At 62.7% G+C, this 13,790-nt stretch carries 14 protein-coding genes; 4 read left to right on the top strand and 10 right to left on the bottom strand.

The annotated features are described in order from the left end of the window. The first annotated feature begins 50 nt into the window (after nucleotides 1-50). Complete coding sequence (locus KK137_RS15595) at nucleotides 51-473, top strand: hypothetical protein (RefSeq protein ID WP_214537435.1); 423 nt, start codon at nucleotides 51-53, stop codon at nucleotides 471-473. Nucleotides 474-529: 56 nt separating this feature from the next. Here KK137_RS15595 and KK137_RS15590 read toward each other — a convergent pair whose 3' ends face one another. The 7 genes from KK137_RS15590 to KK137_RS15560 form a co-directional block, all read right to left on the bottom strand. Next, entirely contained in the window at nucleotides 530-817 is a 288-nt protein-coding gene (locus tag KK137_RS15590; protein WP_214537434.1) for a hypothetical protein, read from the bottom strand. A gap of 343 nt (nucleotides 818-1,160) precedes the next feature. Then, nucleotides 1,161-1,730 (bottom strand): outer membrane beta-barrel protein, encoded by a 570-nt coding sequence (locus KK137_RS15585; protein ID WP_214537433.1) that lies wholly within the window; start codon nucleotides 1,728-1,730, stop codon nucleotides 1,161-1,163. 467 nt (nucleotides 1,731-2,197) lie between these two features. Then, nucleotides 2,198-2,818 carry a response regulator transcription factor gene (locus KK137_RS15580; protein ID WP_214537432.1) on the bottom strand — a complete coding sequence of 207 codons (621 nt, stop codon included), beginning with the start codon at nucleotides 2,816-2,818 and terminating at the stop codon, nucleotides 2,198-2,200. Next, nucleotides 2,811-3,959 (bottom strand): sensor histidine kinase, encoded by a 1,149-nt coding sequence (locus KK137_RS15575; protein WP_214537431.1) that lies wholly within the window; start codon nucleotides 3,957-3,959, stop codon nucleotides 2,811-2,813. Before KK137_RS15575 ends, KK137_RS15580 begins: the two co-directional genes overlap by 8 nt. A gap of 1,321 nt (nucleotides 3,960-5,280) precedes the next feature. Continuing rightward, nucleotides 5,281-6,615, bottom strand: a complete 1,335-nt coding sequence (locus KK137_RS15570; protein ID WP_250893874.1) for an MFS transporter — start codon at nucleotides 6,613-6,615, stop codon at nucleotides 5,281-5,283. 99 nt (nucleotides 6,616-6,714) lie between these two features. Continuing rightward, nucleotides 6,715-7,248, bottom strand: coding sequence for a carbohydrate binding domain-containing protein (locus KK137_RS15565; protein ID WP_214537429.1), 534 nt, complete (start codon nucleotides 7,246-7,248; stop codon nucleotides 6,715-6,717). Nucleotides 7,249-7,346: 98 nt separating this feature from the next. Next, the gene (locus KK137_RS15560; protein WP_338028107.1) at nucleotides 7,347-8,054 is read right to left on the bottom strand and encodes a TehB-like domain-containing protein; all 708 of its coding nucleotides are present in this window, start codon (nucleotides 8,052-8,054) and stop codon (nucleotides 7,347-7,349) included. 67 nt (nucleotides 8,055-8,121) lie between these two features. On the opposite strand from KK137_RS15560, the gene KK137_RS15555 reads away from it, so the two are divergent. From KK137_RS15555 to KK137_RS15545, 3 genes are all read left to right on the top strand, one after another. Continuing rightward, nucleotides 8,122-8,484, top strand: coding sequence for a hypothetical protein (locus KK137_RS15555; protein ID WP_214537428.1), 363 nt, complete (start codon nucleotides 8,122-8,124; stop codon nucleotides 8,482-8,484). A gap of 522 nt (nucleotides 8,485-9,006) precedes the next feature. Next, nucleotides 9,007-10,104, top strand: a complete 1,098-nt coding sequence (locus tag KK137_RS15550) for a HupE/UreJ family protein (protein WP_214537427.1) — start codon at nucleotides 9,007-9,009, stop codon at nucleotides 10,102-10,104. Nucleotides 10,105-10,107: 3 nt separating this feature from the next. Beyond that, nucleotides 10,108-11,133: an MBL fold metallo-hydrolase gene (locus KK137_RS15545; RefSeq protein ID WP_214537426.1), complete on the top strand. Its 1,026-nt coding sequence runs from the start codon at nucleotides 10,108-10,110 to the stop codon at nucleotides 11,131-11,133. A gap of 537 nt (nucleotides 11,134-11,670) precedes the next feature. On the opposite strand, the gene KK137_RS15540 is transcribed toward KK137_RS15545, so the two are convergent. Genes KK137_RS15540 through modA form a run of 3 tightly spaced genes read right to left on the bottom strand, consistent with a single transcriptional unit; the run spans nucleotide 11,671 to nucleotide 13,746 of the window. Beyond that, nucleotides 11,671-12,294 (bottom strand): ATP-binding cassette domain-containing protein, encoded by a 624-nt coding sequence (locus KK137_RS15540; RefSeq protein WP_214537425.1) that lies wholly within the window; start codon nucleotides 12,292-12,294, stop codon nucleotides 11,671-11,673. After that, the gene (gene modB, locus KK137_RS15535) at nucleotides 12,284-12,985 is read right to left on the bottom strand and encodes a molybdate ABC transporter permease subunit (RefSeq protein ID WP_214537424.1); all 702 of its coding nucleotides are present in this window, start codon (nucleotides 12,983-12,985) and stop codon (nucleotides 12,284-12,286) included. Before modB ends, KK137_RS15540 begins: the two co-directional genes overlap by 11 nt. Beyond that, nucleotides 12,982-13,746, bottom strand: coding sequence for a molybdate ABC transporter substrate-binding protein (modA, locus tag KK137_RS15530; protein ID WP_214537423.1), 765 nt, complete (start codon nucleotides 13,744-13,746; stop codon nucleotides 12,982-12,984). Before modA ends, modB begins: the two co-directional genes overlap by 4 nt. Nucleotides 13,747-13,790: the final 44 nt, after the last annotated feature.

The following is a 13,790-nucleotide window of genomic DNA, read 5'->3' as shown; positions in this document are numbered from 1 at the left end:
ACTAATCACTGCCCTCGAAGCCTTTGAGAAAAAAGGCGGAAGGGGTAGTTATGGTTAACAAGTTCTCGCTAAGCCTTGCAGGTGCAGCACTGGTGGTGGTGCCGACTGTTGCCTATGCGGCTTCGTCGTTCAGCTACAATCTGCGGGCAACTGTCCCGGTCCACTGTTCCGTGCAGCACAGCGCCGCGGGATTCGGCGGTGGCTCTGAAGGTAGCGGAATTTCGCTCGGGACGTTCCGCGAATATTGCAACGCGCCGGGCGGTTATGAGCTGTTGGTCAGGTATACGCCGGGCACGCTGCGCGGGGCCAGGATCATCGCTGGATCCGATACCGTCGTGCTAGACGGATCGGGTCAGGCAGTCCTCAGCCGTTCGACTGGACCGCGCATTCGCGAGCGGACGATTTCGGCCATTCCCGGCGAGCGGGGCTTCGACACGCAGCAGTTGCAGCTGGATATCCTTCCAACTGTGTGACGACGGCCCGTCGTTGACGAGCCCGCAGCAGCCTGTGAGCAAGCAACCGGAACGCCTTAAGCGCGAGGCCCGACCCTTCCCCAGCGGATCACTTTGCGCAGTTCGACGTGCCTTCCTGCCGCCGAAGGAAACCTCTCGTTGAACTTTCGGGACAAGACCAGCCAGGCGATTTCGTCGTCCGGAAATTCGCCAGACTCAAATCCGCGAATCTCATTGCCCAGCTCGTAAGAGACAAGGTCGTCTTGGCTTTGCACCGATGTAGACACGGCTCGATCCTCAATCCTGCAAGTCGCCGGCAAGCGACGCCAGAATGAGAAAGCGAAGCCCCGGTGCATCTTCTTCACGCCCTATCCCTTCGACAGAGCATGATTGGGATATCTCGCTCGACGGCGAGTTTCTCTACGCAAATCCCCCTAGAACAAAGCGTTATGTAACTTTCCCTACACACCACCTTTCAAAAGGCTGGTTCGGCCATCCGATGACTCTACACGGATGAAATGCCGCGACGCCCTTCTGAAGGGCGCCGCGGCGGACGACCGCACGCTATCAAGTCAGGCGCTGTTCGCCCCCCTCGGGCAGCGGGACACGCGTCGGTGGCCTGATCGGCCTAACCGACCGTCACGACTTGGCACGCGCGGTGGAGAGGCGTCCTCCCTCGGGATGAGGTCTGGATCACCGTCTCAACGCTCAGAAGCGCCAACCCAGAGTGCCGACAACCTGATTGCGCGAGATATTGGCTTCATAGTTCGAGTAACGATATTCCGCGCCAAGGTAAGCACCGCCATTCAACTGGTACTGCGCACCCAAGGCGCCGCGGACACCATCTGCGTGAGCGGTCGTCGTTGTCGTCGTGTTGCCTTCTTTGTCGCGCAACTTGAGCCCAAGATTGGTGTAACCAACCTTCGCATAGAGCGCGACGTCTTGCGCCACCTGCGTCGTAAAGCGCGCACCGACGTAGAGATCGCGAGTTAGATCGAGAGAGCTGCGAACGCCGTCTTCCCTGTAATTCCATCCCGACGTGGAATTAGTGCCCTCAACGTCGATACCAATGGCCGAGCGCCCGCCAACCGCGAGGTCGTATCCGGCACCGAAACCGTAAGCCATGCCGGACGCGCTATCGTCACCTTGGCTCTCAAGGCTGACGCTGTCCCAGCCGATGACGGCCTCGACACGCGGGCCGGAAACGGAGTTGGCATTTGCAGGCGTGGCAACAACAGCAGCAAAGGCGACTGCGGCGACAAAAAGCTTCGTATTCATGAACTTCCCTTACAATTCAGTCCAGCACAACCGACGCTGGAAAAAGCGATGATCTGGTCACCATCGCGCAAGCGATATGGTTTCTCTCAAATCCGACACCAATAAGGATAGTTACCTAGACTAATACAGTTCTAGATCTTGTCTTGAGCCCTATTGAACTTTCCTGGTCCAAATTGAACCGACTTTAATCGATCAATGACTTAGGAATGCAGGACGACTGAGGCGCCTTCTTCTGTAAATCGCATGGCAGCGGCCAATACGCCCTCCCCAACGCCGGGCTATGGCCGGCGTCGGATTGGCATGCCCCATCTGGACTTCCGGGTTTGCGACGCAACTAGATCAAGGGTCGCTGGGCCATAATACGTAAGCCTACTGAGCCCCGCTTATGACAGGTCTGGTCCGCTTCCGATTGGCCCAGGTCCACCGGCGCGACGTCGCGTCGGCGCGGCAACCCGGGCCACTCAAGCCTAATTTGTCTCGAACTTGTCGTTGGCAGCGAAGGCGAGGCGCAACGCTTCGGACAGGCTCTTGACGCCGAGCTTGGACATCACGTTCGCTCGATGGATCTCCACCGTTCGCGGACTGATGCCGAGATCGTGGGCGATGGCCTTGTTCGGTAGGCCTTCGACCATGCCATTGAGAACATCACGTTCGCGAGGAGAGAGCACCTCCAGCTGAGCAGCCGCCTCGCTAGACCTCAGCCGCATGCGATCCGATTTCTCGAGCCGCAGCCAACCTTGCTCCAACGCGCTCACCAGCATGGCTTTCTCGAAAGGCTTCTCGAGAAAATCCACTGCGCCAGCTTTCATGGCCTCCACGGCCATTGCAATGTCGCCGTGGCCAGTCATGATCACGACCGGCAAGACGTTGTTCCTGGGCGAAATAACCCGCTGGACTTCCAATCCGTCCATGCCCGGCATCCGCACGTCCAACAGGACACAGCCCGGGGAAAGGCTATCCGCCTCTTTGACGAATTCGTTGCCGGACTTGAACGTGGCTACTTCATAGTCGGCAGTACGCAGCATGAAAGATACGGCCCGGCGAACCGCGTTGTCGTCATCGACCAGATAGACCAGTCGCTTAGTCATGAGTCACCTCGGGAAATGTTCCTGTAAGTAGAGTGAAATGAAATGCGGTCCCCCCTAGATGAGACGGCCCCACCCACAGTCTGCCCCCGTGAGATTCGACGATGGCACGGCAGATCGGCAGCCCGAGCCCCATGCCGTGACGTTTTGTAGTGTAGAACGGCTCGAACAGGCGCTCCCGAGCGCCGGCCGCGAGGCCCGGGCCGCTGTCGGCCACGGTCAGGCGAAGACTCTGATCATCCACCTTGCGTGAGCTGATCTCCAGGCGCTGGACCGGTGAGTCCTGCATCCCCTCGATCGCGTTGCGGATCAGGTTCTGCAGCACCTGATGGATCTGTGTTCGATCGATCACGACGCGATCGACCTCCGGGTCGAGCTTGAGCTCCAGGCTGACGTTCTTCGTCGCGGGGCCAAACTGCCCCAGGACCGTCACTTCGTTGACGACATCCTCGATGCTTTCGACGCCCTTTTCGGATTCGCCTTCCATGATGAAGTCGCGCATCCGGCGAATGATACGCCCCGCACGCACAGCCTGCGTGGCAGCATCGTCCAGCGCCTCGCGCAATAGTGCCCGATCGATCTCCGCCGCGCCGAGCATGTCGCGCGAGGCTTCCATGTAGCTCGCGATGGCGGTCAAAGGTTGATTGAGCTCATGCGTCAGAGACTGCGCCAGTGTGGTGACCGCGCTCATCTTCGACACCTGCTCGAGCTGATCGCGCAGCTCGTAGAGTTCCTGCTGGGCCTGCTGTCGCGACGTTATGTCGTGCAGAAACCCGGTGTAGACGCTTCCTTCGGGGGTACAGGCTTCCCCAATCGTCAACTGGACCGGGAAAACCTTGCCGTCACGACGCTGCGCCACGTCGACGCGACCCAGCACCCGGCCCAGGCCGATACGGTTGGGCCATCCGACGCGAATGTTGCGTCTGAGGTATGCGGCATGCCGATTACGATCGGCTTCCGGAAGAAGAACCCTGACATGCCTGCCGACGACTTCAGCTTCACTGTAGCCAAACATGGATTCGGCCACGCTGTTGAAAGAAACGATGAGCAGGCGCCGATCAAGCACGATCATCCCTATCGGCGCGCTAGCCAATATAGATCTCAAGTAATTCGAATTATTCAAGCGCTTCATGGGAACGGCCATTGAGCGCCCTCATGCAAAGATGAATTGAGCATTTGCAGTATCTCTTTGGTTTTCCCGAAGATGTTCAATCAAGCGCCGGGCGCTCAATCGAATCAGGCAGCAAGAAGTCGGCCGAGCGCCACGCGTGCGCGCGCCATATCTTGAGGCCAGCCTCGCTGAATATAGGCATTTTCACGTATGCCGGACGAATAGTGAGCAACGCGATAAGGTCAGATCGAACTCGTGCAGCCGATTCAACGATCATCAAGGGATGATCGTTAGTTTTTCAATGATCTGCTAGCTACTTTATTCGAACTTATGAGATCGGTCGTTACGAGCTCTTTATTTCAAGATCGACATTAACGCCAGATTATCGCGCAGCGTCAAACTCATTACGAATAGTTAATAGGCATGTAATGAGGACAACTGCGTGTGTCATAGAGGATTGCGTCCGTGCGGGTGCCCTGTGGCAGCGCGAGGTGAGACGCCGCCCCAACCCCTCCGCGGTGCCCGCCGGAAGTGGTTGGATTGAGCGGGGACGCTACTACGTAGCCGGCGGCTACGTAGTAACACCTTACGTATCATCACTTATTGAGCGATCAGGGAGCCCCGGACATAACGACCAGGCATCCCCTTCGACCCCAAGACCCGGGGGGTGCACTACCCCTGGGGCGTCGCCGCGAGACCATTTTGGCGGCGCCCCAATTTTTGCCGACCCCTCGGCTGAGATCGACACTGCCGCGATTTATTGGCTTTGGCAATTGGTTTTGCCGAGCAAGCTGGGGTTTGTGGCGTAATCTCAGGATGTTAGGGCGCTTCCCGCGGGTTGTGTCGGCTTGAGGCCTGCAGAGATCGCGGCCCTACAGGACAACTGGATGAAGGTCTGCCTACCCACCTGGGGTTTGGCTCCTCATCGGGCAAGGCGGACAATTTTCGGCCTGCCCCTGCCCCTCAATGCTAGGGAAGATGGAACATCAACCTCCCGATGCAGCCGATGCCGTTTCCGGCAAGCGCGTCATGCGGATCGGCGAAGCGAGGTCCCGGCTTTCCCTCTCGGCTCGGTGATGATTCACCCCGACTTCCGCGCTAGCAACCCATGCCGCCGGTCGGGGAAATTCCTTCAGCCGGTCAGGGAGTTCACTGATGCCTTGAAGACAAAAAGGGGCGTAGGCCAACTCATGCGGAAAGTCGTCTTTAACCAGGCGACTTCAGGACCCATCATGCCGGAGCCTCCTCCCAACTTCTCGCCGGCATGAAGTACCGCCCCGTCGAATGGCCTATTGCAGGACGGCCATGAGACGGGGCGGTGCACTTTTCAGCTCTTGAGAACCGATCGGACGGCCTAGTGCAGGGTCACGACAGATGGCTGCGCAACGGTTCGCGTCCGGCCGGCTAACAGCGCGAATACGCACAGCAGCAGGTAGCACCCGCCCGGCACCACGAAGGCGGCGACATACCCGGCCTGGTCCGACACGGCGCCGACGAGCAGCGGCAGAAAGGCCCCGCCCACGATCGCGGTGCAAAGGAGGCCCGAAGTGGCCTGCTCGCTCGCCGTCGAACGCTCGAGCGTCAGGGTGAAGATCACCGGAAACATGATCGAGTTGAACAGGCCGATGCTCAGCGCCACGAACCCGGCGGTAACGCCACCCATAGCGAAGACATAGGTGCACATGCCGGTCGCGATGGCCGTGAACAGCGCGAGCAATCGCCAGGCGGAGAAGCGCGCGAGCAGCACCGAACCCACCGCCCGGCCGACCATTGCCCCACCCCAATAGAACGCCACGGCCTTGCCCGCTTCCTGCAGGCTGACGCCGGGCACGCCGTCACTACCCATGGCATGCCCGAGCAAAGGCACGCCAAACGGCGCGTCCGAGTTGCCCCAGATACCATCGGAATTGAGAAACAGCGCCATCTGGGTGCCGATCGACACCTCGGCCCCGACGTAGAGGAAGATCGCCGCCCCTCCCAGCAAGGCCCACCTGGACGAAACCGCATCCGAGATCATTGCCCCGATGCCTCGAGGCGCAGGCGGTACCGGCGCGGCCGCCGCCACCGTCTTGCGATTGAACCAGAAGAACGCGAGCAGCAGGAGCAGCAAACCGCAGATCCAGAAGTAGGCCCGATCGATGCCCGCCAGCGCCGCCGCACGCACGTCGGGCGTAATCGCGGTGCCTTCCTTCACTTCCACTCCCTCGAGGAACAGGACGGCGCCGAGGAAGGGGCCAATGAAGGTGCCGAAGCTGTTGAACGTCTGCGACAGGGTGAGGCGGAAGTGGCTGCGCTCTGGCGGTCCCAGGGCCGCAGCCAGCGGATTGGCGGCTACCTGCAGGACGGTAATCCCGCTCGCCAGCACGAACAGGCCGACAAGCACGAGAGTGTAGATCGCCAGGTTGGCCGCGCCGAGCATGATCAGGCAGGCGATCGCCATCATGCCGAGCGCGAGCAGGATCGCCGGCACCGGCTTCACCCGCGAGATCAGCGCGGCGGCGGGAAACGAGACGAGACCATAGGCGATGAAGAAGGCGAAGGCGGATAACTGCGCCTGGACGTCGGTGAGGGTGAAGATGCCCTTCACCGCCGCAACCAGCGGATCGATCAACGAGGTGATGAAACCCCAGGCGAAGAACAATGTGGTCACGGCAATGAAGGCCGCGCGCACTGTGGACTTGTTTCCCATCATTCCTCCCCAAGGCGGACGGCCTTCCCTACGCGCGTCGCGCACGATCCGCTGCTTCAGCCCGGCGCTTTTCCCCGGAGTCGGAGAGCGCGCCGGCTGTTACTGCCCCATGTTGACCACGATCAGCGGACCGAGATCGACCGTCTGCGCCGCGGTCGCCAGGTGAATGGTCGCGTTGAGCGATCCGGCGGCCTGATCGCTCGCCGCCTTGCCCTTGACCTCGAACATCTTCCACTCGGGCCCGATGGTAACCGGCTGGCTGAACAGCGCCGTGTAGGGTGCCGCTGACATCTGCACCGCATTGTAGGGCAGCACCGTTTCGGTTGCCCCGCTCTCGCCTTTCTCGAGGCGCGCCCAGAACGCGAAGATCAGCGCGTCTCCAGCCTTGACCGGCTTGTCGATCGTCGTCTGCACCGCCGCATCCCAGGGGTTCGCGCCCTTGCGGCGCACGGTAATCCGGAGCGCTTGCCCGCCCTGCACCGCGGGATCTTCCCGCAGCTTGGCGGCCGCGCCCATGACTTGCGGATTGCCCGGGTCGTTGACGATCCTCGAAGCCAGATCGTCCTGAGCCGTCGCCGGCCCCAACATCAATAACGCCAGCGCGCAGCCGACGATGGCAGCCCCTCGTTTCATGATCCCCTCCTCCTCTAGGAGGAGTAAATCACGAATGGGTAGCGCTCACAACGCCTTGATTGCGGGAGTTGTCTCCCGCGGGAGAGAGCGCCCTGGGCCTATTCGTCGTCGCGCCTTAGGAACTCGACATGGAAGCGGACCGGCCCGAGCGGTTCGACACGATGGAGGATCGTCGGCTCGACAAGCCCAGGCTGGCCCTCCGGCGTCAGAATCAGTTCGGTTGGCGTGCGGCGTTCGTCCGTTACGAGGTAGCGGAGCTTGCCCTGCTCGACGTGAATCAGCCCCCAAGTCCCCTCCTTGGTCGAGTGATCCTTGAGCAGGTTTTCCGGAATGCTCTCTTCAGTGAAGCTCGCGGTGCGCTTGTAGGAACGAAGCCCTTCTGGAGGCCCCAGGATTCCATGCTCCCGCAGCACACCTTCCTCGTCGCCCGTGACCCAACCGAATACCTTCGGCTCCTCGTCGAGATGCCGGACGAAGTAATGGACATCGAATTCGATCGCCACGTCGGCCTGGTCCCAGCGCGAATAGGTCGCCGTCCAGGCGACATGAGCCAGGCAGTGAAACTCGTCGATCGGCGCAATCCGGACCTCGCGCAGGCGCATGTCCTTCATCCCAATGTTCCGGTAGTTCGCATATCCAAGCGCCATGGCCTGGGCGAAGTATTCGTCGTTCTTCCCGGTCATCACTCCGCCGGGCGCGGCGCCGATGAACTCCGGCGCATAGAGCGAGGCGACTTCGTCGAGATCGACGACGCCGCTCAGGGCCCGGTTGAACAGGCGCTCGTAGCGCTCGAAGAGCTCCCTCACACTGGCTTCCATCGTCCTCCTCTCGGGCTGTCATAGCCGGGGGAAAAGGGGGCGTGATCCCGGTACAGTGGCGCAACTGCACGGCGACGGCAATGGACTTGAAGCGGCGCCGGGTTGGAGAGCCCCTCGTTCCTGGCTGTCGAGCCTGCAGGAGGATCTGTTCAAGAGCCGCAGGCTGAGCCCTGACATCGGAACCTGTGGAATGGGTGGAAGGCGGACGCTAACTCTCACCGCCGCCTTGCAAGCACACAGCCTTGTCACCGCATTGCAGGTGCCTTCTCATCAGCTCACGAACCTCGTCGATCAGGGGGCATGGCGTGCCAGCATCGAAGTCCAGGGTCGTGAGAGGAACGGGGTAAAACTGGGGGACCACCCGGAGTTTGGCTTCCAGGACAGATTTGGAAACTTCTTCACCGTTCCAGGTGATTGACCGATCCGCACGAATCTTGATGAGGTTTTTCAACTCCCTACTGGGAGGAGTTGGGGGGTTGCTGGCAAACTCCCGCGATGACCGAAAATCAGCAGGTATTGTGGAACAGTTACCCGAGCTCAGCTTAGCATCGGAGCCCCCTTCGTCACTCGCCAGCGCCTGTGGTTTGCGCTCCTCGCTGTCGGGTGAGCAAGCGGCAGTCAGGCAGATCAGCGACCCCAGCCAGATCGAGCGCATCATGAGCCCGAGTATCGCACGCAGCCGCAGGCCCGCCAAGCGTCGAATGCCCCCGGTCGCCTGCCGCGCAGGCCACACTTGACCAGGTCCACACCAAACCATTTTCCTACTTGCGAATGATCGGCCACAAGACCGGCCGATGACTGCCCGATTCACTCGCCGCCCAAGCGCCAGTTTGCGCGAAAATCGCTCCTCGGAAGGTTACACGCCGGGCGCGCCAGGCTGCCGCAAAGCCGCGCAACTCCTGTGAAATCCCGCAAGTTGACACTTTTCGAGGGGGCCGAGATGCGTGTGCGCAAAGGTGACACGTCCTGGTCGTTGCTGCGCTGGCTCGTGGCCCTGTTGGCGCTGCTGCTTGCTGTGCCCGCCTCGGCGCATCCGGTGCCGTTCAGCTACCTCGACCTGGAGGTCCACGACGACGCCGTCACCGGCAGGGTCAGGGCGCACCTCACCGACATCGCGCCGGTCCTGGGCATCGCCGATCCGCAGACCCTGCTCGACCCGCAAGTGCAAGCCGCGCATCAGGCGCAGATCGAGCGTTACATCGCGTCGCGCATCTCGTTCGAGAACGGCGGTTTCGCGCGCGCCAAATGGGGGGGCCTCGCAGTCGTCGACGAGGACGAGGCGCTGGAGCTGACGTTCACCATCGAGGGCAAACCGCCCGGCGCGCTGCCGATCCGCGCCCATCTGTTCGCAGCCGATCCCAACCATCAGACTTTCGTCAACGTCTACGAAGGCGACGGCATCCCGACGCAATATATCTTCTCGAGCGCCAGCGAACCGAAGACCTACTATCGCGGCACCTCCGCAGGCGCCGTGGCGGTGGTCAAGACCTTCATCCCGTCTGGCGTCCACCACATCATGATCGGGCCGGACCACATCCTGTTCCTGATCGGCCTGCTGCTGCTCGGCGGGAGCTTGCGCCAGCTGATCACGATCGTGACCGCCTTCACCATCGGTCACAGCATCACGCTGTCGCTCGCAAGCCTGAACATTCTCACTCCGCCGTCCTGGCTGATCGAGCCGGCGATCGCCCTCAGCATCGTGGTCGTGGGGGTCGACAACCTGCTCCAGCGCAAGGGAGAGGGGCGCGACTTGCGCGCCTGGGCGGCGCTGTTCTTCGGGCTGATCCACGGCTTCGGCTTCGCCAACGTGCTGAAGGAGTTCGGACTTCCGCAAGAAGCGCTTGGTTGGTCGCTGTTTTCGTTTAATGTCGGCGTTGAATTGGGGCAGCTGGCAATCGTCGCCGTAGTCGGGGCGTTGCTGGAAGTGATCCGCCGGCGGCGTCCGGCGTTGAGCGGGTGGATCGTGGTAATCGGCTCACTCGTGGTGATCGCGGCAGGCGGCTACTGGTTCGTCGAGAGGGTGTTCTTCGGAGGCTGAATAATGAAGCGGATCGCAATCCTGGCAACGATCGTGGCTGGCGGCCTTGCTGCTGCGGGGCTCAACGCACAGGGACTGCCCGGGATCGGTGCGACCGAGAAGGTCTCCGACAACGTCTACAAGATCTTTGGCGCGGGCGGGAACACGACGTTCTTCGTCCGCAGCGACGGGGTGGTGCTGGTCGACACCAAGCTCGCCAACAATGGGGAGGCGATCCTCGCCAAGGTGCGCGAGGTGACCGACAAGCCGGTGACGATGATCATCAACACCCACTCGCACCCCGACCACATGGGTTCGAATGCGGAGATCAACACCGCGCGCGGCAGCGTGCAGATCGTCGCCCACGCGAACAGCGCCACGCGCATGGCCCAAATGCCCAACACGCCGAAGGTGACGCAGACCTTCACCGACAAGCTGACGCTCGGCAAGGGCGGGGACCAGATCGACCTCTACTGGTTCGGTCCGGCCCACACCGATGGCGACGCCTTCGTGGTCTTCCCGAAAGAGAAGGTCATGGCCGCGGGTGACGTGATGGCCTGGGACATGGGCCTGTTGGTCGATCCGGGCTCGGGCGGCAGCATGCTGGGCACGGCGGATACGGTCGGCAAGGCCGTCGCGGGGATTCACGGCGTCGACAAGGTGATCGAAGGCCACGGCAACGTGAACACCTGGGACGGCTTCCTGCGGTACCTCGCCTACACTCGCAAGGTGGTGGACGTGGCCAAGCGCGCGGTGGCCGAAAATCTCAACTACATCGAAGCCTTCGACAAGTACTTCGCGACCGATCCGGCGATGTCGCCCTATATCGGTGAAGCGCTGAAGCCAGGTCTCGAATACGGCGGCACGCCGAAGTCGCGCTCGCTCAACAACATCTTCATCGCGATGATGGAGCTGCGGGGCGAAAAGCCGCCCTTGATCATGGGGGCCCCACCGCTCCCGGGCCAGCCGCTCCCGACCGGCCCCGGCGGCGGCGGCCCGCGCCCGGCCGGAGGCGGCGGGGCGCCGGTGGACGAACACAACCACCTCTGAGGTCAGACCAAGGGGATGTCGCTAGTATTTGGCGACATTCCCTTGGCATTTATAACCATATTGGTTACACGCCCCGCCGTCAGAATGCCACTGACACCAGCGACGGGTGCGGGAGCGGTTAGCGCTTCGCTTTCTCTCCCGCGCAAGGCCGGCGCCCTTCCGACATCGTCAGAGGGTGTCCGCAGGATACGGGGATGACAACCGCTGGCGGGACCTGCGAGCCCTAACCGCCAGCGCCTCGGGTCCGACAGGGCCGAGCAGCGAGGTTTGCCGCAGCCCTCGCCGCCGTTCGCACTCCATGCTCGCGCAAGGCAATCCTGTGACGCCCAGGACGCGCCGGCCTTTGCCCGTCCGCGGTTTTACTCTTCCGGCGTTAGGCCCGCATTCGCCCGCGGGGGGTTGGCTGTGCCTGCTCCCCTCCCGCAAGCGGGAGGGGGGATACCTCCAAATCCTCCCTGTCGCGCAGCGATGGGGAGGTGGCAGGCGCCGCAGGCGGCTGACGGAGGGGCTAATGGCACTCCGCCAGCGCCCAGCCCCCTAGGCCAGCATCACCACCTCGCCGGCCAACCGCTCGACCTCGCTTCGGTCGTGGCTGACCAGCAGGATCGGGATCTCCAGCTCGTCCCGAATGCGCTCGACCAGCTTCATCAGGGTCTCGCCCCGCTCGGCGTCGAGCGAGGCGAAGGGCTCGTCGAGCAGCAGGAAACGCGGAGCCGACAGCAGGGCGCGGCCGATCGCCACCCGTCTTGTCTCACCGCCCGAGAGCGTGGCGGGCCAGCGGGCGAGCAGATGGCCGATGCCGAGAAACTCGACCACTTCCTCTTGCCCGATCCAGCGGTCGGCTGTCGGAGCCAGGCGCTCTCCGTAAGTGAGGTTCGCGGCCACCCGCATATGGGGAAATAGCCGCGCGTCCTGGAAGACGTAGCCGGCTCGGCGAAGCTCCGGGCGCAAGTTCACGCCAGCCGCGGCATCGAAAAGCAAGTTACCGGCGACGGCGACACGGCCGCTCTCGGGCCGCCGCAGCCCGGCAATGCAATTGAGGACAGTGGTCTTGCCGACACCCGATGGCCCCACCAAAGCGGTCAGCCGGGCTTGTGAGGCAAATGCCAGTTCGATGGCCCGTTCTCCGACGCGGCAGCTCAGGCTCAGATCAAAGAACATGAGCGCGGCTCCCCGCCGATCGCCGCACCAGCAGCTCGGAAATGACCAGGGCCGCCAGAGAGAGCACCACCGAAATCAGCGACAGCCGCGCCACCTGCACCTCCGCCCCCGGCAGTTGCAGGCCGCTATAGATCGCGAGCGGTAGGGTGCGCGTCTGCCCGGCGATGTTGGAGGCGAAGGTGATGGTAGCGCCGAACTCACCCAGCGAACGGGCAAAGCCGAGCATCGCCCCCGCGGCGATGCCCGGCGCGCTCAAGGGCAGGGTTATGCTCAGGAAGGCCCGCCAGGGGCTGGCTCCGAGAGTGCGGGCCGCATCCACCAGGCGCCGGTCTACAGCTTCGATCGACAGGCGCATTGCCCGCACCATCAGCGGCAGCGCCATGACCGCCGCGGCCAGCGCCGCGCCGCTCCACCGGAACACCAGCACGAGCCCGAACTGACTTTCGAGCCACGCGCCGATCGGACCATTGCGACCAAACAGCACGAGCAGGATCCAGCCCGTCACCACCGGCGGCACGACCAGCGGCAGATGCACCACGGCGTCGAGCAGTATACGTCCCGGAAAGCGCCGGCGCGCGAGCAGCCAGGCCAGTGCGTAGGATACCGGCAACGTCAGGGCGACCGCCACCAGGCTGACCTTGAGCGAGAGGGTAACCACGCCCCATTCGGCGGGCGTGAGCCATTCACTCATTCAGCGATTCCGAATCCATGCGACGCGAATATCTTGTTCGCCTCGGCTGAGGAAAGGAACTCGAGGAAGGCCTTGCCCTCGGGGTTGTCGGATCCGGCCAGCAGCGCCGCGGGATAGCGGATCGGCGGGTGGCTGCTTGCGGGAAACTCGCGCACCACCTCGACCTTGTCCGATGCCTTAGCGTCTGTGGCATAGACGATCCCAAGCTGCGCTTCGCCCCGCTCCACCAGCGCCAGTGCGGCACGCACGTTCTCCGCCGGGACTACCTTGTTTTCGACACCCTGCCACTCTCCGAGGCTTTCGAGGGAAGCCTTGGCATAGCGCCCCGCCGGGACCGCCTCAGGGTCGGCGAGCGCCAGCTTCCCCTCTCCCAGCGCGTCGAGACCGCGCACAGCCGCGCCTTTCGGAGCGATCAGCACGATGCGGTTGGTCAGCAAGTCGATGCGGGTAGTCGGCTGGATCAGGTTCTTCCCGGCGAGGTAATCCATCCATTCCTGGTCGGCCGAAATGAACACATCGGCTGGCGCGCCTTGCTCCACCTGGCGCGCCAACGCGGAGGACCCCGCAAACGACAGGACGGGCGCGGGATGGCCTTGGGCGGCCCACGCCTTTGCCGCTTCCTCAAGCGACTCCTGCAAGCTTGCCGCGGCGAGCACGGTAGGTCCCTTGGCCGGCCCGGTCGGGCTTCCACAAGCCGCGATGAGGGGCAAAAGGAGCGCGAGGCAAATCCAGCGCAGCGTGGCGGAGAAGGTCTTGGTCATCGCGCTGCTGTATCGGCGGGAACATAGCACGTCCAGTGCGCGAG

It is taken from the genome of Croceibacterium selenioxidans (assembly GCF_018599195.1).
Lineage (GTDB): Bacteria > Pseudomonadota > Alphaproteobacteria > Sphingomonadales > Sphingomonadaceae > Croceibacterium_A > Croceibacterium_A selenioxidans.
This window is presented reverse-complemented; position numbering and strand designations above follow the sequence as displayed.

Excerpts from the sequence above, each read along its gene's own strand:
- KK137_RS15565 (WP_214537429.1), bottom strand. The coding sequence starts at position 7,248 with ATGAAACGAGGGGCTGCCATCGTCGGCTGCGCGCTGGCGTTATTGATG.
- KK137_RS15585 (WP_214537433.1), bottom strand. The coding sequence starts at position 1,730 with ATGAATACGAAGCTTTTTGTCGCCGCAGTCGCCTTTGCTGCTGTTGTT.
- KK137_RS15575 (WP_214537431.1), bottom strand. The coding sequence starts at position 3,959 with ATGGCCGTTCCCATGAAGCGCTTGAATAATTCGAATTACTTGAGATCT.
- KK137_RS15570 (WP_250893874.1), bottom strand. The coding sequence starts at position 6,615 with ATGGGAAACAAGTCCACAGTGCGCGCGGCCTTCATTGCCGTGACCACA.
- KK137_RS15595 (WP_214537435.1), top strand. The coding sequence starts at position 51 with ATGGTTAACAAGTTCTCGCTAAGCCTTGCAGGTGCAGCACTGGTGGTG.
- KK137_RS15545 (WP_214537426.1), top strand. The coding sequence starts at position 10,108 with ATGAAGCGGATCGCAATCCTGGCAACGATCGTGGCTGGCGGCCTTGCT.
- KK137_RS15550 (WP_214537427.1), top strand. The coding sequence starts at position 9,007 with ATGCGTGTGCGCAAAGGTGACACGTCCTGGTCGTTGCTGCGCTGGCTC.
- modB (WP_214537424.1), bottom strand. The coding sequence starts at position 12,985 with ATGAGTGAATGGCTCACGCCCGCCGAATGGGGCGTGGTTACCCTCTCG.
- KK137_RS15540 (WP_214537425.1), bottom strand. The coding sequence starts at position 12,294 with ATGTTCTTTGATCTGAGCCTGAGCTGCCGCGTCGGAGAACGGGCCATC.
- KK137_RS15580 (WP_214537432.1), bottom strand. The coding sequence starts at position 2,818 with ATGACTAAGCGACTGGTCTATCTGGTCGATGACGACAACGCGGTTCGC.
- modA (WP_214537423.1), bottom strand. The coding sequence starts at position 13,746 with ATGACCAAGACCTTCTCCGCCACGCTGCGCTGGATTTGCCTCGCGCTC.